Genomic DNA, 24126 nt, shown 5'->3' with positions numbered 1-24126 from the left:
CGATCACCGCCGCAACGGCTTCTCTTATTCGCTAGTAATAATCGTTTGCAATAAAGCATCAGGCTTGCCAATGATCGGGCATGGCTCGCCGCCCGCGCGCAGCGAGCCCGCTTGCAGATATTCGGCAAAGGAAACCGGCATGAAAAAATGGCTCGCTCCGCTTCTGGTCATAAGCGCCGCCGCCTCGCCCGCTGCGGCGCATGAGGTCTGGATCGAACGCGACGGCGCCGCTCCGGCGCGCATCTATCTTGGCGAGCCGGCCGAAGCGGTTCCCGAAAGCGGGGATCCCGAATTCCCGAAACTGAAAACGCCGGTGCTGTTTGCCGACAGCCGCGACCGCCCTGCTCCGCTCGTCCGCCGCGCCAACCATATCGAAGCCGCGGTTCCGGGAATGGGCGACGTCCGGCTGGTCGACGACAATGTCTTCGAACCCTGGGCGGGCGAGGACGGCAAGCTGAAGGGCGTCGTCTATCATGCCCGCGCGGGCCGCACCGAGACGCGCCATGCGCTCGACCTGGAAATCGTTCCGCTGGCCGCGGGCGGCGACAGCTTCGCGGTCCTTTGGCGGGGCAGCCCGGTTCCCGGCGCCAAGTTGACGATCATCGACCCCGACCGGTGGGCGAAGTCGACGCTCGCCGACGACAAGGGCGTGGTCGCGGTCCCGGCGCGCGGCAAGGGGCGCTACCTGCTGTCGACGACGCACGAGGTCAAAGGCGACCGCGTCCTTTCGGGCAAGCCGGTCGCCAGCGCGGTCCATGTGTCGACCTTGACCTACGTCGCGCCATAGGACTGGCGGCCATTCACCCGTTTCCGTCATTCCGGCTTTCGCCGGGAGACGGAAACCAGTCGTTGCCCGGGTCAGAAATCGATCTGTGTGCGCAGCCCGAAGGTATCGGCCGTATAGCTGCGGTCGCCGTTCGCTGCCGCGACGCGCGCGTCGTCGAGCCACAGCTTGCCGTAGTTGGCGGTGATACGGATATAGTCGATCGGTGCCCAGACAAGCCCGATCAGCGCCGTCTTTTGCTGCCCCCCGCGCACGCCCGCATCGTTGAGGTCGAGATAGTCGTAGCGCGCATTGACCTCGATCGCGCCGATCCCGCCGGCGGTGATCGGCTTCGACGGCTTGAGGCGATCGAACGCGCCATCCTTGTAGCCGCGCGCATCACCGGGGGTGAGCACCATGCCGACCTCGGCATAGCCGCCGAAGAAGGTCGGATCGGCGGCGGCGGTGCTGCGCTTGACGCTCTGCCAATAGGCTTCGCCCGCGGCGTGGAACGGCCCGGCGAGCACCGCGCCTTCGAGGCCAAGGCCGCGCTCGCTCGATATGTCGAGCAGCCCCGTGTCGACCAGCCGCACGTCGGTCGTGTGGACGAACGGCCGCGCACGGTAGCGGTTCGTCGCCGCGGGGTCGTTGGGGTCGCGGTAATGGCCCGATGCGGCAAGGTGAAGCTGCGTATTGCCAAGCTTCGGCATGAACACGACGCGGCCATCGACGCTGAGGCTGTGGTTGCTGTCGGTCAGGTCGCGGGCGTTGTCGCCGAACACCCCGCCCTGCAGCAGCACGGTCTTGCCCTTATATTGCGCCGACAGGCCGACGCGGCGCTCGAAACCGAATGCTTGCACGAATGCAGCGCGTTCCATGAAGCTCGTGAACAGGTCGCTCGTCATATCGTCGAGCCCCCAGAAGGGCTTGATCTGACCCGCAGTGACCGACAGCGGCCCGGTGCCGTAGGTCAGGTAAATGTCGGTGAGTTCGACCTCGCTGTTCGCGACATCGGCCTCGATGCGGTACGAAAAACCGCCCGGGATCTTGCCGTCGACGCCGAGGTAGATGCGGCGGAATTCGGTCGCGGTGCCGCCGCGGATGCCGGTGACGCCCGCCGGCGCGTCGATGCCCGCGACGTCGAGCTGGACGCGCCCGCGCGGCTTGAAGCTCCAGCCGTCGGCGGTCTTGATCTCGGGCGCGCCCTTCCAGCTGATCTCGGTCGCGGGCTTCGCGGTCACCGAAGGCGGCGCGGGCGTCGGCACCGGAGCCGGTGCGGGCGCCAGCTGCGGAGTCGCGGTGTCGAGCCGCGTCTCGAGCGTCTGGACCTTGGCCTTCAGCTCCGCGAGTTCGGCGCGCAGCTGCGCCGCTTCCTCGGCCGTCATCGCCTGGGCATGGGCGGCGGTCGGCAGGCTGAACATCGACGTCGCCAGCAGGGCGGCGGTCAGGGCGTGGCGCATGAGGGATTTGCTCCGTTGCGAAAGGGTGACAATCTGCGGGCGCTGTTATGACCGATATGTGACAGTTGCACGTCTTTAAGATGACATTTCCGTTGCAATCGGCATTTTCTCTCCCTCTTGCCAGCCGGGAGCGAACGGCTAAGGACGTTCCAGTTTTTTCGGGCAACCTTTCTTCGGGGCGGCCCCTACCGGGAGACCATCATGACGATCAAATTTGACGGCCGCGTTGCTATTGTCACCGGCGCCGGCGGCGGCCTTGGCCGCGCCTATGCGCTCGAACTCGCGCGGCGCGGGGCAAAGGTGGTCGTCAATGACCTCGGCGGATCGCGCGACGGCACCGGCCATTCGGACGCGGCGCTGCAGGTAGTCGAGGAAATCCGCGCCGCGGGCGGCACCGCCATCTCGAACGGCGGCAGCGTCACCGAATATGAACAGATGGTCGAGATGGTCGCCAAGGCGAAGGAAGAATGGGGCGGCGTCCACGTCCTGATCAACAACGCCGGCATCCTGCGCGACAAGAGCTTCGCCAAGATGGAGCCCGCCGATTTCGACCTGGTGCTAAAGGTGCATGTCAGCGGCAGCGCCAACGTCACCAAGGCGTGCTGGGACCTGATGCGCGAACAGGCCTATGGCCGCATCCTGATGACCGCATCGTCGACCGGCCTCTACGGCAATTTCGGCCAGGCCAATTACGGCGCGGCGAAGCTGGGCCTCGCGGGCCTGACCAAGACGCTCCACCTCGAAGGCGCGAAGTACAACATCCGCTGCAACACGATCGCACCGGTCGCGGGCACGCGCATGACCGAAGACATCTTCCCCGCCGAGCTGTTCGAAAAATTCACGCCCGAGAATGTCGTTCCGGCGGCGCTCTATCTGGTCAGCGAAGACGCCCCGACCAACATGATCGTCGGCGCAGGCGCGGGTGCCTATCACGCCGCCTATGTCACGATGACCCCAGGCGTCGCGCTTCCCGAGGGCGAGCGTACCCCCGAGGGCGTCGCCGCGGCGTGGGAGAAGATCATCGACCGCAATGGCGAAATCGTCCCACAGTCGGGCAGCGAGCAGTCGATGAATGTCATGAAGGCATTGATGGCGCTGGGGTGACCGAACCAATCCTCCCTGTCGCGAAGCCATGGGGAGGATCGAGCGCCACGCTGTATTGACACACTAACACGCCAATGCCATAAACATCGCGGGGCAAGGGGATCGGACAGAAGGACGACCCCGATGTATAGTGAAACCGACCTGCAAGCTGCGGTCGATGCAAAGGTACTGACGCCGGAGGCCGCGCTGGCTTTCCGGTCACATATCGCATCGGTGCGCGCCGCTCCCGGAGCGGATGAGGAATCATTCCGCCTTATTACGGGCTTCAACGACATTTTCGTCAGCATCGCGGCGGTCATCCTGCTCGTCGCGGTCGGCTGGATCGGCGCTTCGATCCATACCGCGCTCGGCGGCGCGTTCGTCGCCGGCTCGGCGTGGTTCCTCGCCGAATATTTCACCCGCAAACGCCGTATGGCATTGCCCAGTATCGTGCTCGTCCTCGCCTTTGCAGGCGGGGTGTTCGCGACGATGGTGGGTGTCCTCGTCGAGCATGGCGAGGCGATTTTCGGGAGCGATCCCGGCGAAACCGTCGGCGCGATCCTGATCGGGTCGATGGCGCTCGTCACCGCCGCGGCGACCTGGGCGCACTGGAAGCGTTTCATGGTGCCGATCACCGTGGCCGCGGGGACTGCGGCGCTTGCCGCCACCGCGGTCGCGCTCGTGCTGGCGATCACCGGAATCCCCAGCCCCGACGGCACGCTGCCGATGGTGCTCGTGCTGATCGCCGGGCTCGGTGTCTTCGCGCTCGCGATGTGGTGGGACCGCAGCGACCGCGTACGCCAGACGCGCCGCAGCGACGTCGCCTTCTGGCTCCACCTGCTCGCCGCGCCGATGATCGCGCATCCGATATTCCACCTGCTCGGCGTCACCCGCGGCGATGACATCGGCAGCGCGGCGGCGGTGATGGTGATCGGCGTCTATATCCTGTTCGGGCTGATCGCGCTCGCTATCGACCGCCGCGCCCTGCTCGTCTCGGCGCTCGCCTATGTGCTGTTCGCGATGACGCAGCTGTTCAACACCTTTGGCGCGGTCGAACTCAATGTCGCGCTCACGGCCTTCGTGATCGGTTCGGCGTTGCTGCTGCTCTCGGCCTTCTGGCAGAATGCGCGCGCGGTGGTGGTCGGCTTCCTGCCCGACAATCTCGCGAACCAGCTGCCCGCGACGATCCGTCCGGTCAGTCCGATACCAGCTTCATAAGCTTGCGTTCGACGGGGGCGAGCACATTGGAAAGCTCGTCCCCGCGCTTCAAGATCGCCCCGGCTTCGGAGACAAGGGCCCACATGCCCTGCCGGCTCCGCAAGGCGGGGCGTTTTTCTATGCGATATTCGGGCCGCTCGGCGGCGCGGCGAAAGGCCGAGAAGATTGCGGCGTCGCGGTGGAAGTCCATCGCATAATCGCGCCAGTGCCCCGCGGCGACCATGCGGCCGTAGAGGTCGAGGATGCGCATGAGTTCGGGGCGCTCGAAACCGGTTTGCTGCGGAACCGCTCTGTTATGGCCGAACGGTAGAGGCGTGACGGTTCCCATCAGGCGCCGGTCCGGCTCCCTTTGCGCCGCGGCGCTTCATCCTCGGCCGCGAGTTCGCGTTCGTCGAGCAAGGCCTTCAGCTGCTTCTGCATCAGATCGAGCTGGCATTGCAGCAATTCGACCTTCTGCGTCGCGGGGTCGAAAGTCTCGCTGCATGGTGTGCCATAGGGCACGAACTCGCGCGCATATTCGGTTGCATCGAGCAAGGTCGAGCGCGCCGGGATGCCGACCATCACCGCGCCTTCGGGCACATCCTTCGTCACGACGGCATTGGCGCCGACGCGCGCGCGTGAATGGACGGTGACGGGCCCCAATATCTGCGCGCCCGATCCGACGATCACATCGTCGGCCAGCGTCGGATGGCGCTTGCCGCCGATACCGTTCGCGGGGTCGGTCCCGCCCAGCGTCACGCCCTGATAGATGGAGACATTGTTGCCGATCTCGGCGGTCTCGCCGATCACGACGCCAAAGCCGTGATCGATGAACAGGTGACGGCCGATCGTCGCTCCCGGATGAATGTCGACCGCGGTCAGGAAGCGCGACAAATGATTGACGAAGCGCGCGAGGAAGAACAGCCGCGCCTCGAACAGCCAATGCGCGATGCGGTGCATGCCGACCGCAACCAAACCCGGATAGAGTAGAATTTCCCAGCGCGACCGCGGCGCGGGATCGCGCGCCTTGATCGAATCGAGATAGGCAATCAGCCCGTTGAACATATAATGTCCCCTGCGACCCTATTTTGTACCGGACAAGATAGATGTTCGGGCGCGGCATTTCCACCCCCGGTGCATTTTTATCGTCAGCGGCCGAACAGGCCGAGGCGCAGCAGGAGCAGTCCTTCGCTGCGCAAATGCCGCTCGCCATCCTGGCTCGCGATCATGCCGGCCCAGCGGTCGAGCATTAAGAGCGACCGGTTTCGACCAAAAATCCTGCGCGACGGCGCACCCAGTGCCTTCGCCTGGCCGAGCAAATCGCGGGCTTCGGCCTCGCTTTCCTCGACACCCGCGCCCCAGATCAAACCCCAGCGCTTTCCGCCGGCTTCGTCGCCGCCGGACAGTGCGAAGAGGTGTCCGCCAAAGCTTTCGGAGGCCGCGCGCCGATCGTCGGCGTTGTCGGCGAGCAACATCGCTTCCGCCGCGTCAACGAGCGCGTCGAGACCGCCCTGCCCCGCCCATGTTTCCTGAAGTTCGGCGAGCAGCGGCTCGCCCTTCGGCAGCGCGCCCGGATCGCTGGCGAGCATTGCCGCCATGTCGCGCCACCACGCAAGCTTGATCTGTCCGATCAGCGGCTCGCGCGCGTCGAGCAACAGCTTGGTCAGCCGCGCCGCCAATCCCCACAGCGCCGACAGCGCCGCGCGCCGCGCGTGCGGTACGGAGACCAGCACGCGCGGATCGCGCATATCGGGGTAGAAAGCCGTCTCTTGGTCGTCAGGCGCGATTGCGGACCGCCTTCACGGCTGCGACGACGCGCGGCGTATCGATCAGCGCGGCCTTTTCGAGATTGTGCGCATAGGGCAGCGGCACATCCTCGTTGCACACGCGCATCACCGGCGCATCGAGATCGTCGAAGCCATGCTCCATCGCGACCATCGCAAGCTCGCTGGCGATCGAACAGACCGGCCAGCCTTCCTCGACGATGACGAGGTGGTTCGTCTTCTTGAGGCTCGCGAGCACGGTCGCGGTATCGAGCGGGCGCAGCGTGCGCAGGTCGATGACCTCGGCGTCGATGCCCTCGCCCGCCAGCTCGTCGGCGGCTTCGAGCGCGAGCCCGACGCCGATCGAGTAGCTGACGATGGTGACATCGCTGCCCTGGCGCATGATCCGCGCCTTGCCGATCGGCAGGACGAAATCGTCGACCTCGGGCACGTCGAAGCTGCGGCCGTAGAGCAGCTCGTTCTCGAGGAAGACGACGGGGTCTTCGGTGCGGATCGCCGCCTTCATCAGCCCCTTGGCGTCGGCCGCGTCATAAGGCGCGATCACGATCAGGCCGGGGACGCTCGCATACCAGGGTGCGAAATTCTGGCTGTGCTGCGCGCCGACGCGCGCCGCGGCACCGTTCGGGCCGCGGAACACGATCGGACAGCGCATCTGGCCGCCCGACATATAGTTGGTCTTCGCCGCCGAGTTGATGATGTGGTCGATCGCCTGCATCGCGAAGTTGAAGGTCATGAACTCGATGATCGGACGCAGCCCGCCCATCGCGGCACCCGCGCCAAGGCCCGCGAAACCATATTCGGTGATCGGGGTGTCGACGACGCGCTGCGCGCCAAATTCTTCGAGCAGGCCCTGCGTGACCTTGTACGCGCCCTGATATTCGGCGACTTCCTCGCCCATCACGAAAACACGGTCGTCCTTGCGCATTTCCTCGGCCATCGCGTCGCGCAAGGCTTCGCGGACCGTCAGGCGGACCATTGCGGTGCCTTCGGGGATCGCCGGATCGGAGGCGCGTTCGGCGGCAGCGGGGGCCGCAGCCGGAGCGGCGGCTGGCGCCGGAGCGGGTGCCGGGGTTTCAGCCTTCGGTTCGGGCGCAGCGGCCGGTGCGGGTGCAGCAGCCGGAGCAGCCGCTTCCTCGCCCTCGCCCGTGATCGTCGCGATCACGGTGCCGACCTTCACATTGTCGGTGCCCTCGGCAACGAGGATCTGGCCGATCGTGCCCTCGTCGATCGCTTCGAATTCCATCGTCGCCTTGTCGGTTTCGATCTCGGCGAGAATGTCGCCCGACTTCACCGTGTCGCCTTCCTTGACGAGCCACTTGGCGAGTGTGCCTTCTTCCATCGTCGGCGACAGTGCCGGCATTTTCAATTCGATGGCCATCTCAATATTGCTCCACCAGCACGTCGGTATACAGTTCATGAAGTTCGGGTTCGGGCGCGCTTTCCGCAAAGTCGGCGGACTCGGCCACAATCGCGCGGATTTCCTTGTCGATTTCCTTGAACTTGTCTTCGGTGATGCCCGCATCGGTCATCAGTTTCTTCAGATGTTCGATGGAATCGCTCTTGTCGCGCACCGCCTGCACCTCCTCGCGGCTGCGATATTTGGCGGGGTCGGACATCGAGTGGCCGCGATAGCGATAGGTCTTGAGCTCCATCAGCACGGGGCCCTTGCCCGCGCGCACCCATTCAAGCGCCGCTTCGGCCGCGCCGCGCACCGCAAGCACGTCCATGCCGTCGACCTGCATGCCGGGGATGCGGAAGCTTTCGCCGCGGCGGTAGAGCTGGTCCTCGGCAGACGAGCGGTTCACCGAGGTGCCCATCGCATATTGGTTGTTCTCGATCACGAAGATGATCGGCAGCTTCCACAGCTCGGCCATGTTGAAGCTCTCGTAGACCTGGCCCTGGTTCGATGCGCCGTCGCCGAAATAGGCCATCGCCACACCGCCGTCGCCGCGATATTTGTGCGCGAAGGCGAGGCCCGTGCCGAGCGACACCTGCGCACCGACGATGCCGTGGCCGCCATAGAATTTATGCTCGACACTGAACATGTGCATCGAGCCGCCCTTGCCGCGCGAAATGCCCGCGGCGCGGCCGGTCAGCTCGGCCATGATGACCTTGGGGTCGATGCCGTAAGCGAGCATGTGGCCATGGTCGCGGTAGCCGGTGATCACGCTGTCCTTGTCGCCGTCGAGCGCCGACTGCAGGCCGACCGCGACGGCTTCCTGGCCGATGTAGAGGTGGCAGAAACCGCCGATCAGGCCGAGACCGTAAAGCTGCCCCGCCTTCTCTTCGAAGCGGCGGATGAGCAGCATCTCGCGATAGAATTTTTCCAGCTCTTCGGGCGTCGCGTCATAGGGGACGGGATCGCGCGGTTGCTCGCGGTTGCTCGCGGCGGCCGGGGTGGATGCAGTCTTTTTGGGCGCGGGGGAGGTGCGCGCGGGTGCTTTGGCCAAGGCGGGTTCCTTTGCAGTTAGCCGTTACGGCAAGCGCTCCCTATAGGAGAGCCGCGCGGCACTTGGCAACGCCCACCATGGGCGGCCGCTATGCCAACTTACGTATGCAGCAAAAGTGCAGCGACGCCGCAGCGAAAGCTCAGCGCTTCGCGTCGGGTTCCATCGGAATGATCACCTCGTCGGGGTGATAGGCGCCGAGCTTCTCGCGGACATATTCCTCGGCGAGGTCGGGATCGACGCGGCGCCGGTCGAGCAGGTTAACGCGGTTCTGGAGCTCGGTCTGTCTTTTGGTCAGCTCGCTCAATATGACGCGCTGCTTTTCGACCGACTGGCCGTAATCGCCCCAAGCGTAGAGGCCGGTCGGTCCAAAAATGATATAGCCGATCATCGCCAGCACCACCATCACCGCGATGGCGGGACCGGCGGCCCGGTGCATCGATTTGCGGAATTTGTGGCGCTGCGTCATTCCGACCCTTGAATCAGAGTTGATTCGCGGCGTCAAGGCGTCAGGCCACAGTTTTCCGCAGCTTTGCGATCAGCCGAAAATCGAAGCACCCGGATAGCGCGCCATGTCGCCCAGCTCTTCCTCGATACGGATCAGCTGGTTGTACTTGGCGAGCCGGTCCGAACGCGCGAGGCTGCCGGTCTTGATCTGGCCGCAGTTGGTCGCGACCGCGAGGTCGGCGATCGTCGAATCCTCGGTTTCGCCCGAGCGGTGCGACATGACGGCGGTGTAGCGGGCGCGGTGTGCCATATCGACCGCGTCGAGCGTTTCGGACAGCGTGCCGATCTGGTTGACCTTGACGAGCAGCGAGTTGGCGAGGCCGTCCTTGATCCCCTGTTCGAGGCGCAGCGGATTGGTCACGAACAGGTCGTCGCCGACGAGCTGGCACTTGTCGCCGACAAGGTCGGTGAGCGCCTTCCAGCCCACAAAATCATCTTCGCTCATGCCGTCCTCGATCGACTTGATCGGATAGTCGCTGACGAGCGCGGCGAGATATTCGGCCATCTGTTCGGGGCTAAGCGAAAGCCCTTCGCCGCTGATCTCGTACTTGCCGTTCTTGAAGAATTCGGTCGCGGCGCAATCGAGCGCGAGCACGACATCGGTGCCGAGCTTGAAGCCCGCCTGATCGACCGACGCGGCGATGAAGTCCAATGCAGCGCGCGTCGAGGCGAGGTTCGGGGCGAAGCCGCCCTCGTCGCCAACCGCGGTCGCGAGCCCCTTCGCCGACAGGCCCTTTTTCAGCGTGTGGAAAATCTCGCTGCCCCAGCGAACGGCTTCGGCGATGCTGCCCGCGCCGACGGGCATGATCATGAATTCCTGCACGTCGATCGGGTTGTCGGCATGCTCGCCGCCGTTGATGATGTTCATCATCGGAACGGGAAGCGTGCGCGCCGAGACGCCGCCGACGTAACGATAGAGCGGCAGGCCGCGCGCATCGGCCGCGGCCTTCGCGGCGGCGAGACTGACGCCGAGGATCGCGTTGGCGCCGAGACGGCTCTTGTTCGGCGTGCCGTCGAGGTCGATCATCGCCTGATCGAGTTCGCGCTGGTCCTCGGCATCGAGGCCGATCAGCGCTTCGGCGATGTCGCCGTTGACCGCGGCAACCGCCTTGATCACGCCCTTGCCGAGATAGCGCGTCTTGTCGCCGTCGCGGAGTTCAACGGCTTCGTGCGCGCCGGTCGAGGCGCCCGAGGGCACCGCGGCGCGGCCGAAGCTGCCGTCTTCGAGCAGGACATCGACTTCGACGGTCGGATTGCCGCGGCTGTCGAGGATTTCGCGGCCGTGAATGTCGATGATGGCGGTCATGGAATATGTCCTGCTGAAGCCCTGTCGACAGGGCGTAGGGAAAGGCGCCCGCCTGTTATCGGCAGGGTGACGTTAGTGCAACCGCTGCATAGGAATTTTGCGGAGGGATGGAACCATTGGCCTCGCCTTGCTATATATTGAGGCAGGACCAAAAGGGGACGCCCGCTGATGCGGCGCCCGTATAAGAAGAAGAGGACAAAGCCGATGGCCAAAGCCGCTACTCCCGCGACGAAGAAAGTTGCTGCTCCCCGTCCCAAAGCGCCCGTGAAGGCCGCTGCCACCAAGGCTGCGCCGGCACGCAAGCCGGCCGCCAAAAAGGCGAACGCCAAGGATCACCCGATCCGCGACCAGATCGCCGCGACGCGCGACACCATCAAATCCGAAGCGTCAAAGAAAGCCGCCTCGCTGAAGCAGGAAGCGACGACGCTGAAGAATCAGGCCTCGACCAAGGCGCGCGACGCCGCGAACAAGGGCAAGGACAAGGCGGCCGAAGCCGTCGGCAGCCTCGCCAAGCTTCTCGAAGACAGCGCCGGAACCGTCGACAGCAAGTTCGGCAAGCAGTACGGCGACTATGCCCGCTCGGCCGCGACGACCGTTGCCGGCCTTGCCACGACGCTCGACAAGAAGGATCTCGACGAGCTCGCCGCCTCGACCCGCGACATGGTCAAGAAGAACCCGGCAATCGCCGTCGGTGCCGCCACGGTGATCGGCTTCGTGCTCGCCCGGATGCTCAAAGGCAGCTCGAACGATTGACAGGGCGTTGGCATCTTCCGATCCGAATCCCCCGCCGGCGCCCGACGCGCGCAGCTTTGATGGCATAAGCCACGGCTACGCGCCCGATGGGCGTCCGGTCACGCCGCCCCCCGTTCCGCTCGAAAAGATTGTCGGCGACGTCGTCGACAATCTCTCGGCGACGGCAAGGGCGGAGTTTGCGCTGATAGAGGCACGGGGTCAGCTGGCGCTGCACGGCGCCAGCTGGGCCGCGGCATGGGGCACGATTGCGGCGTGCGCGCTCGGCATCGCGATGCTCGCGCTCGCGTTCGGGGCAATCCTCGCGCTCGCGCCGCATGTCGGGCCGTTCGTCGCGACGTTGATCGTCGTCAGCGTCTTGCTTGCCCTCGCCGCTTTTGCCGGATGGCGCGCGCAGCTCAGCTATGGCGACATTCGCACCGCGCTTCGGCGTGACCTCACGAACGAAGGGATCGACGATGCCGCGGACGCGTAACAGCCTGATCGCCGCCGCGCGCCGATCGATGCTCCAGCGCGCCGAACTGCACCGTCGGCTCGACGTTGCGCGCGCGGCGCTGAGGCCCAGTGCGCTCGTCGATCGCGGTAAGTACCGGATTGGCGAGGCCGTCGACGACACAGCGCATGCGGTGCAGCAGCAGTTCCGCAACAACCGCCTGCCGATCGCGATCGCGGCGGCGGCGGGCATCGCCTGGCTGCTGCGCGAACCGATCAAGGAACATGCACCGCGGCTGGTGCAAAAGATTCAGGACCTGGCGACCGACGTCGCCGATCATTTTCGTTCCGCCGATGCATCAGCGGACGAGGATGACATCGATTTAGTGGAGGAAGATGATGAAACCGTTCGGTGAAACCGCCCGCGAGACGCGTGCAAAGGCGAGTGAACTTGCGGAGAAAACCGCCGAAAACGCGCGACTGACCGCCGAGGCGGCAAAGGCGCGCATTCAGGACGGCTATGGCCGCGCCCGTGCCGCGACGGAGGATCTCGCGGCCAAGGCGAGCGAACAGGCCGGCGTTGCCCGCGAAGCCGCTGGCGAAGTCTATGAAAAGGGCAAGGCGCAGGCGAAGCGCGCGAACAGCAAGCTGAAGGATGCAGCCGAGAAGCAGCCGCTGGCTCTGGTCGCGGGCGCGGTCGCGATTGGCGCGCTGCTCGGCTCACTGCTACCGAAGTCCGGCTCGGGGGACCGCAAGGGCGAGGATTGAGCCGCACTTGCCGTAAGGGCAAAGCGCTGGTAGGGGGCGCGGCTTCTCCCCTACTAGCGTTTATCCGCAAGGAAAGCAGCCATGAGCAAATTGCATCTCGTGTTCGGCGGACGCGTCGCCGATCCGCAGGGTCTCGACTTCACCGACCTGCACAATCTCGACGTCGTCGGCCTCTACCCCGATTACAAGTCGGCCGAAAAGGCGTGGCGCAGCGCAGCGCAGCGCACGGTCGACGATGCCGAAATGAAATATGTCGTCGTCCACCTGCACAAATTGTTGCAGCCGGACGCCGAAGCCTGAAAAAGTCGCCCCAGCGAAAGCTGGGGCCGCTATCGTTCAGGCATAGCGCCTGCGATCCCAGCGTTCGCTGGGATGACGTGATTACCGGAAATTGTCGGCGTAAGCCTGAATCTTCAAGCGGCGCTCGGGGGTCGCGGTGATCTCGACCTCGATGCCATTCTTCTCGGCATAGGCCACCGCCTCTTCCTGGCTCGCGAAACCAAGGCGAAGCTGCCGCTGCGTGTCGCCGCTGCCCGCCCAGCCCATCAGCGGATCGGCCTTGCGCGCCTCGGCGGGGGCGAATTCCAGCATCCAGCGCTGCGTCCCGGCACGCCCCGACTGCATGGCATTCTTGGGCTTCTGGAAGATACGCGCTTTCATTGGGGTCGTCCTGTACTGGTGCCTGTGCCGCCGCCTTAGCGCCAAGCGGCGCACACGAAAAGAGGCCTATTGCGCATCGCGCCGCGCCTGCGCCGCTTTGGTCATCAAGCTTGGCCGCGCGTTCGCCGGATCGTCGGGCCAGCTGTGCTTGGGATAGCGCCCGCGCATCTCGCGCGCCACATCGTGCCAGCTGCCGCTCCAGAAGGAGACGAGGTCGCGCGTCGTCTGGATCGGGCGGTGCGCGGGCGACGTGAGCGCGAGTACGAGCGGCACCGGCGGATCGCCGATCGTCGGATGGCGCGCGAGCCCGAACAGCTCCTGCACGCGTACGCTGACCGTCGGCCCGCCGTCGGCGCCATAGTCGATCGAATGCCGGCTGCCGACGGGGGTCGTATAGTCGGCGGGTGCGTGCTTCTCGAGTAGCTGGCGCGCCGGCCAATCGAGCGTTGCCATCAGCGCATCAGCCAGCTTGCGGTCGCCGATGTCGCGAAGCCCGCGACACCCCGCGAGCAACGGTTCGAGCCAGAGTTCTAGGCTGTCGGCGAGCGCGCCCGTCGATAGCGCATCGATCCCCGCATAGGAGGCGCGCTGGCGCAGCGCCTGCGCCGCCGGTCCCCAGCCGATCAGCCCCAGCCCTTTGCCGCGCACGGCCGCCATGCGCACCGCGATATCGTCCTCGGCATTTTCGCTGCGCCCCGCCTGCCCGCTCGTCAGCGCAATCGCGCCGAGCCGTCGTTCGCGGCGATGATCGACACGGTCGTTCGCGCTATCGTAGCTGCTCGCCGAATGCGCAATAATGCGGTCAGCAAAGAGCGCTTCGACCTCGGCCTGTTCGATCGGCGCGGCGGCGAGGATGCGCACGCCCGCTGCATGCCCCTGCGCATCGGCGATCGCGAGCCATTCGCTGCCCGCGAGCGGGTCGACCGCGTCGATGCGATAGGCGCGGCCGCCAACGCTCAGATATTCGCCGCGCTGCCCCGCCCGCTGCCGCGCGACGCGGTCGGGCCAGGCGGTCGCGATCCAGCCGCCGATCGAGCGCGGTTCGGCATCGTCGGTCCCGGCCGCCAGCTTCTCGCCGATCGTCGCAAGCCGCCGCGCGAGCCGCCACGCGCCCTCGGACCTTTCGTTGCGCTGCCCGCGCCAGCGCCCCAGCCGCGCCTCGACATCGACGCCGCGCCCGCCGAGCCCCGGCTCGGTGAGCAGCACCGCGAGCCGCCCCGCCATCTCGGCCTCGCCCGCGCGCGCCGCGTCGAGCAGCATATGCGCGAGCGGCACCGGCAGCGGGATCGCGGCGAGCGCCTTGCCGTGCGCGGTGATGCGGCCGTCGCCAGCCAGCGCACCGATCGCCTGCAAACGCGTCTTCGCCTCTGAAATCGCAGCGGGCGATGGCGGGTCGAGCCAGCCCAATTGGCGCGGGTCGATAATGCCCCAGCTCGCGCAGTCGAGCACGACGGGCATCAGGTCATTCTCGTGAATTTCGGGCGGATCGAACGGCGGCATGCCCGCGGTCGCCGCGGCCTCCCACAGACGATAGGCAACGCCCGGCCCCTGCCGCGCCGCGCGGCCGGCGCGCTGCGTTGCCGACGCCTGGCTCGCACGTTCGGTGACGAGCCGCGCGATGCCCGCCGCCTTGTCGAAGCGCGGGCGGCGCGACAGCCCGGCGTCGATCACGATACGCACCCCATCGATCGTCAGGCTGGTTTCGGCGATGCTCGTCGCGAGGATCAGCTTGCGCCGTCCGTCGGCATCTCGAACAAGCGCCTTGCGTTGCAGCGCCGGGTCGATCTGGCCGTGCAGGCGGTGGACCGCGAGCGGCAGCCGCGCGTCCTCGACCGCGGTCGCGGCGCGTTCGATGTCGGCGGCGCCGGGCAGAAAGGCGAGCATGTCGCCCTCAGCTTCGTCGGCCAGCGCCTGCCGCACCGCGCCGAGCACCGACGCCTCGAGCCGGTCCTCGGCGCGGCGGCCGATATGACGCAGGTCGAGCGGCCAGATCTTGCCTTCGCTCTTCACGACGGGGGCGTTGCCGAGCAAGGCGCCGAAGCGCGCGCCGTCGAGCGTTGCCGACATCGCGACGAGGCGGAGGTCGTCGCGCAGGCCCTGCTGCGCGTCAATGGCGAGCGCGAGCGCGAAATCGCCGTCGAGACTGCGTTCGTGAACCTCGTCGAAGAGCACCGCCGACACGCCCTGCAGTTCGGGGTCGGCGAGGATGCGGTTACGGAACAGGCCCGGCGTCATCACAAGCAGCCGCGTCGCCGCCGACTGCTTGCTATCGAGCCGGGTCGCATAGCCAACCGTGCCACCGACCGCCTCGCCCATTTCCTCGGCGATCCGCTCGGCCGCGCCGCGCGCCGCGAGCCGGCGGGGCGACAGCAGCCACACCGCTCCCTTGCACCAGGGCTGATCGAGGATCGCGGGCGCCACGCGCGTCGTCTTGCCCGCGCCGGGCGGCGCCACGACGACGGCGTTAGGCTTCAGTAGCAGCGCCGCCATGATATCGGGCAGCACGGCATCGATCGGCAGCACCTGCATCATGTTCGCGCCGCAGGATTGCCCAGTTCGATATTGAGACGGAACGCCTCGGCGGCGAGCTTCGCGACCTGTTCGGCCGTCACCTCCGTCGCAGCGGCCATCACCAGATTGCCCAGTTCATATTTGCCGCTCGCCTTGATCCGGGAATCGACCTCGCGCAGCCGCTTGCCGCGCCAGAAGCCCAGCAGCACGCGATGCTCCTCGGCGCGGATCAGGATGCACGGACCGTTCGCGATGAAGACGAGGTTGGTCCATTTGATGGTTTCGTCGAACGGCGCCGCAGCCATGATCGCGGCGCGCATCATTTCGCAGCGTTCGCGCTGCCAGCCCGACAGCGCGGCGATATAGGCGTCGGGGCTTTCCGCCGCTGGGCCCATCATCGCCATCGCCGCCGCCTCAATAAGCGCGCGCGACCGCGAAGGCGACCGCTTCGGTCAACGCCGACTTCGCCTGGCTGGCGCTGAACCCCCCGATCGCATCGACGGCACGCTGGCCGTAGTGGCGCGCGCGTGCAAGCGTATCGGCGATCGCGTCATGCTTGTGAAGCAGGCTCGTCGCGTAGGCGAGATCCTCGTCCGACGTCTTGTGGCCGGTGATCGCGAGCTTCCAGAACTCGCGCTCCTCGGCCGATCCGCGCGCATAGGCGAGGATGACGGGCAAGGTCACCTTGCCGTCGCGAAAATCGTCGCCGACCCCCTTACCCATCGTTTCAGCGTCCGAAACATAGTCGATCGCATCGTCGACGAGCTGGAAGGCGATCCCGAGGTTGCGGCCATAGGCGTCGAGCGCCGCTTCGGTCGCCTCGTCGCGCTCGGCGACGACCGCGGCGATCTTGCACGCGGCGGCGAACAACTCGGCGGTCTTGGCGTTGATGATCGCGAGATACTGGTCTTCGCTCGTCTCGATCCGGCGCTGCGCTGAGAGCTGGTTGACCTCGCCCTCGGCGATCACTGCCGACGCACGCGACAGGATCTTTAGCACCTTCAGCGAGCCGTCCTCGACCATCACCTCGAACGCGCGGCTGAACAGGAAATCGCCGACGAGCACCGAAGCGCTGTTGCCCCAGATGAGGTTCGCGGTCTTGCGCCCGCGGCGGAGGTCCGATTTGTCGACGACATCGTCGTGGAGCAGGGTCGCGGTGTGGATGAATTCGACCGCGGCGGCGAGCTTGCAGTGGCGGCGCCCCGGATAGTCGAGCAGCTTGCCGCACGCGAGCGTGAGCATCGGGCGCATCCGCTTGCCGCCGCCCGCGATCAGATGACCCGCGAGTTCGGGGATCAGCGGCACTTCTGACTGCATCCGGTCGAGGATGACCGAATTCACCTCGTTCATGTCGGCGGCGACGAGCGCCATCATCGGGTCGAGCGAGGGCGGCCGGTCGCCGTGGAGCTGATGGATTTCCGCAGTCATAACGCGGCGAGCCTTGGCGCCGCAGTCACGATTTTGCAACGACTTTCGGCTTGCTTTGAAGCCCCGCCCGGTGCCAAGCGTGCCCGAGAAGAGAGGAATCGCGCACCCATGGACGACCAACTGAGCCGTTACCGCCAGAGCATCGACAATATCGACGCGGCGCTCGTCTATATGCTCGCCGAACGGTTCAAGGTGACCAAGGCGGTCGGCGAGCTTAAGGCGCGCGAGGGCCTGCCCCCCGCCGATCCGGGCCGCGAGGAACGGCAGATCGAACGGCTGCGCAGCCTTGCCCGCGACGCCGACCTCGACCCCGATTTTACCGAGAAATTCCTGCGCTTCATCATCGACGAAGTGATCCGCCATCACCAGCAAGCCAAGCGCGAGCAGAGCGCGTGAGCATCGACCATCCGATATTCGCCCGCTGGCCGGCGCAGTACCGCGACCGGATCCAGCTTTTCTCGGCGCCGACGCCGAACGGCGTAAAGGTCGGGATCATGCTCGAGGAAACCGGCCTCGCTTACGAACCGCACCGGATCGACATCATGGCGAACGAGAGCCACGATCCGGCGTTCCTCGCGCTCAACCCCAATGGCAAGATTCCGGCGATCTACGATCCGAACGGCCCGGGCGGAAAGCCGCTCGCGCTGTTCGAATCGGGCGCGATCCTGATCTACCTCGCCGACAAGAGCGGGCTGTTTCTTTCGGCCGATCCGGCGGAGCGTTATGAAACGATCCAGTGGGTGATGTGGCAGATGGGCGGCGTCGGCCCGATGTTCGGCCAGCTCGGCTTCTTCCACAAATTCGCCGGCCGCGACTATGAGGACAAGCGCCCGCGCGACCGCTACGCGGCCGAATCCGCGCGACTGCTCGGCGTGCTCGACGGACGGCTCGCCGAGCGGACGTGGGTTATGGGCGACGACTATAGCATCGCCGATATTTCATTGCTCGGCTGGGTCCGCAATTTGATCGGCTTCTACGATGCTGCCGAGATCGTCGGTTTCGACCGGTTCGGTCATGTCCAGCGCTGGCTCGATGCGGGCCTCGCTCGCCCCGCCGTACAGCGCGGGCTGGAAGTGACCGCGGCGTAAAAGCGACCGGTACTAACGACCGGAAGCGAACACTCTCCTTCATCGTCACCCCGGACGTGATCCGGGGTCCAGCTTGAGGCCGAAGCCAGTCGACGCGTAAAAAAGCGGGATCCCGGATCAAGTCCGGGATGACGAAGGGAGATAGAGCAACATCCGCTCTCCGCCCCAAAGCGGACCGTCCAGCTACGCCGCCGGCAACCTCAGCCGCACCAGCAACCCGCCGAGATCCTCGCTCTCCTCAAGCGCGATACTCCCGCCATAGATTTCGGCGACGTCGCGCACGATCGCGAGCCCCAGCCCGGTGCCCGGCTTGCCGCTGTCGAGGCGGACGCCGCGATCGATGACGCGGTCGCGGTCGGCGGGCAAAATGCCCGCGCCATCGTCCTCGATCAGGATTTCCGCCATCGCGCCGTCGCGCTGAATTGTAACGAAACCGCTGCCGCCGCCATATTTGGCCGCATTTTCGAGCAGGTTTCCGACGAGCTCGTCGAGATCCTGCCGCTCGACCCGCACGACGACGGTCTTGTCGCCCGCCGCATCGAGCCGCGCATCGGGATATAGCGCGGCGACCGCGCGCGACACGCTGCCCACGCTGTCCCAGACGGTCGCCCGCGCCTGCGCCGCGCCGCGCCGGCCGACCGCGCGCGCGCGGGCGAGGTGGTGGTCGACCTGCCGCTGCATCGTCGCGGCCTCGCGCCGCACCGTTTCGGCGAGTTCGGAATCCGAGCTCGTCGCGCTGTTGACGAGGACGGTAAGCGGTGTTTTCAACGCATGCGCGAGATTGCCCGCGTGGAGGCGCGCTTCCTCGGCCTGCTTCTCATTGTGCGCGAGCAGCGCGTTGAGTTCGTCGACCATCGGCTGCACCTCGAGCGGCAACGGCGCGTCGACGCGGCGGTTCTGCCCGCCGCGCATCGCCGCGATCGCGCGGCGGATATGCCGCAGCGGCCATAGGCCGTAGAAGGTCTGGAGCGCGGCGAGGATGATGAGCCCGAGCCCGAGCAGCGCAAGGCTGGGAATCAGCGTGGCGCGCACCGCGCGATTCTGGGTGTCGAGCGCCTCGCGCGACTGGGCGATCTGGAACCGCCAGTTGGTCTTGCTGCCCGGCAGGATGACGTTGCGTTCGAGCACGCGCAGTTCCTCGTCGGGAAACTGGGTGCTGTCGTACATGTGGATATGGTTGTCGACATGCGGCGTCGGCGCCTTCAGCGAGCGTTCCCACAGCGAGCGCGAGCGATAGGGTTCCTGATTGCCGCCGCTGATCTGCCAATAGAGCCCGCTATACGGTTCGAGGAAACGCTGGTCGCCAAGCGGTTCGACCAGCCGCACTTCGCCATCGGGACCGATCTCCGACGAGCGGATCATCGCGATCAGCACATATTCGAGGCTCGAATCGAAGTTGCGCGTGATCGCCCCGGTCAGCACGCGGTCGAGCGCAAAGCCGCCGCCGATCAGCAGCACCGAAATCCATAGCGCCGCGATCGCGATCATGCGGCGTGCGAGCGAGCCGGTGATGCGGCTGGTCAGCGCCGCCGGTTTTTCCGCCGCGTCCGGGTCCTCTACGACCGCCGGGGCGACGTCGGCCTCGCTCACGGCTTACTGCGGATCGTCGAGCTGGTAGCCGAGGCCGCGGATCGTCGTGATGATATCGGCACCCAATTTCTTGCGGATGCGCGTCACGAACACCTCGATCGTGTTCGAATCGCGGTCGAAATCCTGATCGTAAATATGTTCGATCAGCTCGGTGCGCGACACGACCTTGCCCTTGTGATGGAGCAGGTACGACAGCAGCTTATATTCCTGCGCGGTCAGCTTCACCGGCTCACCGGCGAGGGTGACGCGGCCCGAGCGCGTGTCGAGGCGCACCGGCCCCGCCGTGAGCTCGCTCGATGCATTGCCCGCGGCGCGGCGGATCAGCGCGCGCAGGCGGGCGATCAGCTCTTCGGTCTGGAACGGCTTGGCGAGATAGTCGTCGGCGCCCGCGTCGAGCCCCGCCACCTTGTCGGACCAGCTGTCGCGCGCCGTCAGGACGAGCACCGGGAAGTTGCGCTTTTCGCGGCGCCAGCGGTCGAGCACGGTGAGCCCGTCGATTTCGGGCAGGCCGAGGTCGAGGATCGCGGCGTCGTAATTTTCGGTCGAGCCGAGGAAGTGGCCGTCCTCGCCATCGGTCGCGAGGTCGACGGCATAGCCGGCGCCCTCCAGCGTCGCCTTCAGCTGCGGGCCCAGCGTGGGTTCGTCTTCGACAATCAAAATCCGCATTCAGGCGCCTTTCCGTTGCGCACCGGGCAACCCGGCCGCATGTTTCGACTGTGTATCAAGTCCGAACGATCATCGCAAAATCTCGTTGCGACGAAACGTCGGTTCACGGGAATGTCAGGGTTTGCGTCCCACGATCCGGCCGGTGCGGGCGTCGACATAGACGACGACCACCTGGCTGCCGTCCATGAATTTCAGGGCGTAGATCATCCGCCCCGCATCGAACTGCGGGCCGCCGAGATAGGTCATGTCATTATAGGGCGGGCGCGAACGGACGTCGGCGATCAGCTTATTGAGCGGGATAACCTGTCCCTGTGCCGCGGCTTCGCGCAGATTGTCCTGGTCGCGGTTGCCGCGCGCGGCCGCAGGCGCGCCCGCCGAGAGCAGCAGCGCGGAGATGAGGGAGAGGGTCAGTGTACGGATCATGGCCGTTTCTCTAACGCGAAAGCATTGAATAGGCGATGAATGGCCGGGTCAGCTCCGGTTTCGGTTCCTGCCATGGCCGGGAAGCCATGGTGGGCGCGACAGGGATTGAACCTGTGACCCCACCCGTGTGAAGGGTGTGCTCTACCGCTGAGCTACGCGCCCGATCGGGGCGGACCAATGGCCCGTCGTCCGAAAGCTGGACGTCCATAGCCGCTGCGACGGTGATTGCAACGGGCATTTGCTCAATCTTCACGCACAAACCGCATGGATCCCACCCGGCAGATACAAATCGGGCCGCAGCTTGCGCCACGGCCCGAGATGGTTTCACCAGAAGGTGCCTGTCAACTTAGTTGACGGCGTCCTTGAGGGCCTTGCCGGCCTTGAACTTCGGCTGGTTCGACGCCGCGATGGTCATCGTTTCGCCGGTGCGCGGGTTGCGGCCGGTCGATGCCTTGCGCTTGCTGACTGCGAAGGTGCCGAAGCCGACGAGACGGACTTCGCCGCCCTTCTTCAGCGAACCGGTGATCGCGTCGAACACGGCTTCAACCGCTTTGCTCGCGTCACCCTTGGTCAGGCCGCTCGAGTCAGCGACGGCGGCGATCAGGTCTTGTTTGTTCATGCCTAAGGAACCCCTGCATTATGGTTGGTTAAATGATTCTCATGGCCCGAAGCCATGGCGCGTCACTAACGATGTTTCGCCCTGTCTTGTCAAAGTAAAAAAGGGCGCAAAACGCCCCAAAACGTCGATTTTGCGACGAATTTGGGGCGAATTGCCGTCAGGCGGCGATAACTTAGTGTCGAATCGTCGTTTCGGGGTCGGCGCCCGAGGGAACCGGTGGCGACGCGGCAAGTTCGTCGGCCTCGGTCCATTCGATCGGGACGACGGGCGACACCAGCGCTTCGGCCAGCACCTGATCGACGTGGCTGACCGGGATAATCTTCAGCCCGCTCGTGATATTCGCCGGGATTTCAACAAGGTCCTTCTCATTCTCTTCGGGGATCAGCACGGTCTTGATCCCGCCGCGGAGTGCCGCGAGAAGCTTTTCCTTCAAGCCCCCGATCGCCAGCACGCGGCCACGCAGCGTGACTTCGCCGGTCATCGCGACATCGCGGCGCACCGCGATCCCGGTCAGCGTCGAAATCATCGCGGTGACCATGCCGACACCCGCCGACGGGCCGTCCTTCGGCACCGCACCTTCGGGCAAGTGGATGTGGATGTCCTTGCGCGCGAACAGGCTGGGCTTGATGCCATAGGCCGGCGCGCGCGCCTTCACGAACGACAGCGCCGCCTGCACCGATTCGGTCATCACTTCGCCGAGCTTGCCGGTGGTGCGGACCTGACCCTTGCCCGACGCGGTCACGGCTTCGATCGTCAGCAATTCGCCGCCGACCTCGGTCCATGCCAGCCCCGTGACGGCGCCGACCTGATCCTCCAGATCGCCCATGCCGTGGCGGAATTTGCGCACGCCCGCGAATTCGGAAAGATTGTCGGGCGTCACGGTGACGCTTTCGGCCTTGCCCTCGAGGATGCGGCGCAGCGCCTTGCGCGCCAGACGCGCAATCTCGCGTTCGAGCGTACGAACGCCGGCTTCGCGGGTGTAATAGCGGATCAGGTCACGGAGGCCCTCTTCGGTCAGCTCGAATTCGCCGGCCTTCAGGCCGTGCGCCTCGACCTGCTTCGCGATCAGGTGCAGCTTGGCGATCTCGACCTTTTCGTCCTCGGTATAGCCTTCGAGCCGGATGATCTCCATGCGGTCGAGCAGCGCCTGCGGCAGGTTGAGCGAGTTCGCGGTGGTGACGAACATGATGTCGCTGAGGTCGACGTCGACTTCCAGATAATGGTCCTGGAATTTGCCATTCTGTTCGGGGTCGAGCACCTCGAGCAGCGCCGACGCCGGATCGCCACGGAAATCCTGGCCGAGCTTGTCGATCTCGTCGAGCAGGAACAGCGGGTTCATCGTGCCGGCCTTTTTGAGGTTCGTCACGATCTTGCCCGGCAGCGAGCCGATATAGGTACGGCGGTGGCCGCGGATTTCGGCCTCGTCGCGCACGCCGCCCAGGGACTGGCGAATGAACTCGCGCCCGGTCGCCTTGGCGATCGACTTGCCGAGGCTGGTCTTGCCGACGCCCGGAGGACCGACGAGGCAGAGGATCGGCCCCTTCAGCTTGTTGGTGCGCGCCTGGACCGCCAGATATTCGACGATCCGGTCCTTGACCTTTTCGAGCGCATAATGGTCGTCGTCGAGGACTTCCTGCGCCTTCGCGATGTCCTTCTTGAGCTTCGATTTCTTGCCCCACGGCAGGCCGATCAGCGTGTCGAGATAGTTGCGGACAACGGTCGCCTCGGCCGACATCGGCGCCATCGCACGCAGCTTTTTCATTTCAGCCTGCGCCTTGGCCTTGGCTTCCTTCGACATTTTGAGGCTGTCGATCTTGAGCTGCAGTTCGGCGAGGTCGTCGCCGCCCTCGCCATTGTCGTTGCCGAGCTCGCGCTGGATCGCCTTCAACTGTTCGTTGAGATAATATTCGCGCTGGCTCTTTTCCATCTGGCGCTTCACGCGGCCGCGGATCTTCTTTTCGACCTGAAGCACGCCAAGCTCGCCTTCCATGAAGGCGAAGACCATTTCGAGCCGCTTCGACGGCGCATCCTCGACGAGCAACGCCTGCTTGTCGGAGACCTTGATGTTGAGATTGCCCGCGACCGAATCGGCGAGGCGCGAGGCGTCCTCGATCTGCGACAGCTGCACCGCGGTTTCGGCGGGCATCTTCTTGTTGAGCTTGGCGTAATTTTCGAACTGGTCGACGACCGAGCGCATCAGCGCGGCGGTGTCGACGCTGTCATCGACGGTGTCGCCGACCGGCTTCACGCTCGCCATCACGGCCTTGTCTTCGTTGGTGAGCGCGAGCAGCTTCGCGCGCTCCTTGCCTTCGACGAGCACACGAACGGTGCCGTCGGGCAGCTTCAGCAGCTGGAGCACGGTGGCGATCACGCCGACGTCGTAGAGATCGTCGCGCTGCGGATCGTCCTCGCCCGGATCGAGCTGCGCGACGAGGAAGATCTCCTTGTCGCTTTCCATCGCGGTTTCGAGCGCGGCGACCGAACGGTCGCGGCCGACGAACAGCGGCACGATCATGTGCGGGAAAACGACGATGTCACGAAGCGGAAGAAGAGGATAAGATTGCGTCATTACGGCTCCTGGACGGGCCCCGCGACCGGGCGCACCGCCCTTCTTATAGGTGGTTCTTCGCTAATATGGCGTAAC

Annotated in this window: 27 protein-coding genes and 1 tRNA gene; 10 read left to right on the top strand and 18 right to left on the bottom strand. The window is 65.6% G+C overall.

Annotated elements, in window-relative coordinates; all coding sequences use genetic code 11:
- Nucleotides 1–139: 139 nt before the first annotated feature.
- The gene (locus tag FG91_RS00505) at nucleotides 140–787 is read left to right on the top strand and encodes a nickel uptake transporter family protein (protein ID WP_037511018.1); all 648 of its coding nucleotides are present in this window, start codon (nucleotides 140–142) and stop codon (nucleotides 785–787) included.
- Between the two features lie 71 nt (nucleotides 788–858).
- Here FG91_RS00505 and FG91_RS00500 read toward each other — a convergent pair whose 3' ends face one another.
- On the bottom strand, nucleotides 859–2223 hold the full coding sequence (locus tag FG91_RS00500) for an OprO/OprP family phosphate-selective porin (protein WP_037510471.1): 1365 nt from the start codon (nucleotides 2221–2223) through the stop codon (nucleotides 859–861).
- Nucleotides 2224–2424: 201 nt separating this feature from the next.
- Here FG91_RS00500 and FG91_RS00495 point away from each other — a divergent pair, with 201 nt between their 5' ends.
- Nucleotides 2425–3327 carry an SDR family oxidoreductase gene (locus FG91_RS00495; RefSeq protein ID WP_037510469.1) on the top strand — a complete coding sequence of 301 codons (903 nt, stop codon included), beginning with the start codon at nucleotides 2425–2427 and terminating at the stop codon, nucleotides 3325–3327.
- Nucleotides 3328–3450: 123 nt separating this feature from the next.
- A complete protein-coding gene (locus tag FG91_RS00490) occupies nucleotides 3451–4524 on the top strand; it encodes a hypothetical protein (protein WP_037510468.1) in 1074 nt (357 codons plus the stop codon).
- On the opposite strand, the gene FG91_RS00485 is transcribed toward FG91_RS00490, so the two are convergent.
- The 7 genes from FG91_RS00485 to eno all read right to left on the bottom strand — a co-directional run bounded on the left by FG91_RS00485 (nucleotide 4502) and on the right by eno (nucleotide 10547).
- Nucleotides 4502–4852 (bottom strand): DUF2794 domain-containing protein, encoded by a 351-nt coding sequence (locus FG91_RS00485; protein WP_037510466.1) that lies wholly within the window; start codon nucleotides 4850–4852, stop codon nucleotides 4502–4504. The two genes, FG91_RS00490 and FG91_RS00485, sit on opposite strands and share 23 nt — an antisense overlap.
- A complete protein-coding gene (gene cysE, locus FG91_RS00480) occupies nucleotides 4852–5568 on the bottom strand; it encodes a serine O-acetyltransferase (protein WP_037510463.1) in 717 nt (238 codons plus the stop codon). The genes FG91_RS00485 and cysE overlap by 1 nt, the downstream gene beginning before the upstream one ends.
- A gap of 83 nt (nucleotides 5569–5651) precedes the next feature.
- Nucleotides 5652–6251 carry a hypothetical protein gene (locus tag FG91_RS00475; RefSeq protein WP_235211889.1) on the bottom strand — a complete coding sequence of 200 codons (600 nt, stop codon included), beginning with the start codon at nucleotides 6249–6251 and terminating at the stop codon, nucleotides 5652–5654.
- A 28-nt stretch (nucleotides 6252–6279) separates the two neighbouring features.
- Nucleotides 6280–7665, bottom strand: a complete 1386-nt coding sequence (locus FG91_RS00470) for a pyruvate dehydrogenase complex E1 component subunit beta (protein ID WP_037510459.1) — start codon at nucleotides 7663–7665, stop codon at nucleotides 6280–6282.
- A gap of 1 nt (nucleotide 7666) precedes the next feature.
- Nucleotides 7667–8737: a pyruvate dehydrogenase (acetyl-transferring) E1 component subunit alpha gene (pdhA, locus tag FG91_RS00465; RefSeq protein ID WP_037510458.1), complete on the bottom strand. Its 1071-nt coding sequence runs from the start codon at nucleotides 8735–8737 to the stop codon at nucleotides 7667–7669.
- A 139-nt stretch (nucleotides 8738–8876) separates the two neighbouring features.
- The gene (locus FG91_RS00460) at nucleotides 8877–9203 is read right to left on the bottom strand and encodes an FtsB family cell division protein (protein WP_037510456.1); all 327 of its coding nucleotides are present in this window, start codon (nucleotides 9201–9203) and stop codon (nucleotides 8877–8879) included.
- Between the two features lie 69 nt (nucleotides 9204–9272).
- Nucleotides 9273–10547, bottom strand: coding sequence for a phosphopyruvate hydratase (eno, locus tag FG91_RS00455; protein ID WP_037510453.1), 1275 nt, complete (start codon nucleotides 10545–10547; stop codon nucleotides 9273–9275).
- A gap of 204 nt (nucleotides 10548–10751) precedes the next feature.
- Here eno and FG91_RS00450 point away from each other — a divergent pair, with 204 nt between their 5' ends.
- The 5 genes from FG91_RS00450 (at nucleotide 10752) to FG91_RS00430 (ending at nucleotide 12797) form a co-directional block, all read left to right on the top strand.
- Entirely contained in the window at nucleotides 10752–11300 is a 549-nt protein-coding gene (locus tag FG91_RS00450) for a hypothetical protein (RefSeq protein WP_052187209.1), read from the top strand.
- A 7-nt stretch (nucleotides 11301–11307) separates the two neighbouring features.
- Nucleotides 11308–11772, top strand: coding sequence for a phage holin family protein (locus FG91_RS00445; RefSeq protein ID WP_037510449.1), 465 nt, complete (start codon nucleotides 11308–11310; stop codon nucleotides 11770–11772).
- Nucleotides 11756–12145: a hypothetical protein gene (locus tag FG91_RS00440; protein ID WP_037510446.1), complete on the top strand. Its 390-nt coding sequence runs from the start codon at nucleotides 11756–11758 to the stop codon at nucleotides 12143–12145. The genes FG91_RS00445 and FG91_RS00440 overlap by 17 nt, the downstream gene beginning before the upstream one ends.
- Nucleotides 12126–12497, top strand: a complete 372-nt coding sequence (locus FG91_RS00435) for a hypothetical protein (protein ID WP_235211888.1) — start codon at nucleotides 12126–12128, stop codon at nucleotides 12495–12497. Before FG91_RS00440 ends, FG91_RS00435 begins: the two co-directional genes overlap by 20 nt.
- An 81-nt stretch (nucleotides 12498–12578) precedes the next feature.
- Nucleotides 12579–12797 (top strand): DUF4170 domain-containing protein, encoded by a 219-nt coding sequence (locus tag FG91_RS00430; RefSeq protein WP_037510444.1) that lies wholly within the window; start codon nucleotides 12579–12581, stop codon nucleotides 12795–12797.
- 81 nt (nucleotides 12798–12878) lie between these two features.
- Here the strand turns inward: FG91_RS00430 and FG91_RS00425 are convergent, their stop codons facing one another.
- The 4 genes from FG91_RS00425 to FG91_RS00410 form a co-directional block, all read right to left on the bottom strand.
- Nucleotides 12879–13157 (bottom strand): ETC complex I subunit, encoded by a 279-nt coding sequence (locus FG91_RS00425; protein WP_037510442.1) that lies wholly within the window; start codon nucleotides 13155–13157, stop codon nucleotides 12879–12881.
- A 66-nt stretch (nucleotides 13158–13223) separates the two neighbouring features.
- Entirely contained in the window at nucleotides 13224–15686 is a 2463-nt protein-coding gene (hrpB, locus tag FG91_RS00420; RefSeq protein WP_037511013.1) for an ATP-dependent helicase HrpB, read from the bottom strand.
- Nucleotides 15686–16072, bottom strand: coding sequence for a DUF1801 domain-containing protein (locus tag FG91_RS00415; protein WP_037510440.1), 387 nt, complete (start codon nucleotides 16070–16072; stop codon nucleotides 15686–15688). Before FG91_RS00415 ends, hrpB begins: the two co-directional genes overlap by 1 nt.
- A 10-nt stretch (nucleotides 16073–16082) precedes the next feature.
- A complete protein-coding gene (locus FG91_RS00410; protein ID WP_037510438.1) occupies nucleotides 16083–17096 on the bottom strand; it encodes a polyprenyl synthetase family protein in 1014 nt (337 codons plus the stop codon).
- Nucleotides 17097–17204: 108 nt separating this feature from the next.
- On the opposite strand from FG91_RS00410, the gene FG91_RS00405 reads away from it, so the two are divergent.
- On the top strand, nucleotides 17205–17492 hold the full coding sequence (locus FG91_RS00405) for a chorismate mutase (protein WP_037510432.1): 288 nt from the start codon (nucleotides 17205–17207) through the stop codon (nucleotides 17490–17492).
- Nucleotides 17489–18184: a glutathione S-transferase N-terminal domain-containing protein gene (locus tag FG91_RS00400; protein WP_037510430.1), complete on the top strand. Its 696-nt coding sequence runs from the start codon at nucleotides 17489–17491 to the stop codon at nucleotides 18182–18184. The genes FG91_RS00405 and FG91_RS00400 overlap by 4 nt, the downstream gene beginning before the upstream one ends.
- A 183-nt stretch (nucleotides 18185–18367) precedes the next feature.
- Here the strand turns inward: FG91_RS00400 and FG91_RS00395 are convergent, their stop codons facing one another.
- From FG91_RS00395 to lon, 6 genes are all read right to left on the bottom strand, one after another.
- Nucleotides 18368–19672 carry a sensor histidine kinase gene (locus tag FG91_RS00395; RefSeq protein WP_037511009.1) on the bottom strand — a complete coding sequence of 435 codons (1305 nt, stop codon included), beginning with the start codon at nucleotides 19670–19672 and terminating at the stop codon, nucleotides 18368–18370.
- Between the two features lie 105 nt (nucleotides 19673–19777).
- The gene (locus FG91_RS00390; RefSeq protein WP_037510428.1) at nucleotides 19778–20440 is read right to left on the bottom strand and encodes a response regulator transcription factor; all 663 of its coding nucleotides are present in this window, start codon (nucleotides 20438–20440) and stop codon (nucleotides 19778–19780) included.
- A gap of 114 nt (nucleotides 20441–20554) precedes the next feature.
- Nucleotides 20555–20863, bottom strand: coding sequence for a hypothetical protein (locus tag FG91_RS00385; RefSeq protein WP_037510427.1), 309 nt, complete (start codon nucleotides 20861–20863; stop codon nucleotides 20555–20557).
- A gap of 87 nt (nucleotides 20864–20950) precedes the next feature.
- Nucleotides 20951–21025 (bottom strand) — tRNA-Val (locus FG91_RS00380).
- Nucleotides 21026–21209: 184 nt separating this feature from the next.
- Nucleotides 21210–21482: an HU family DNA-binding protein gene (locus tag FG91_RS00375; protein ID WP_037510426.1), complete on the bottom strand. Its 273-nt coding sequence runs from the start codon at nucleotides 21480–21482 to the stop codon at nucleotides 21210–21212.
- A 172-nt stretch (nucleotides 21483–21654) separates the two neighbouring features.
- The gene (gene lon, locus FG91_RS00370) at nucleotides 21655–24051 is read right to left on the bottom strand and encodes an endopeptidase La (protein ID WP_037510423.1); all 2397 of its coding nucleotides are present in this window, start codon (nucleotides 24049–24051) and stop codon (nucleotides 21655–21657) included.
- Nucleotides 24052–24126: the final 75 nt, after the last annotated feature.

The sequence above is a fragment of the Sphingopyxis sp. LC81 genome, from assembly GCF_000756375.1.
Lineage (GTDB): Bacteria > Pseudomonadota > Alphaproteobacteria > Sphingomonadales > Sphingomonadaceae > Sphingopyxis.
The sequence above is the reverse complement of the archived record's forward strand: the minus strand, read 5'-3'. Positions and strand labels throughout refer to the sequence as shown.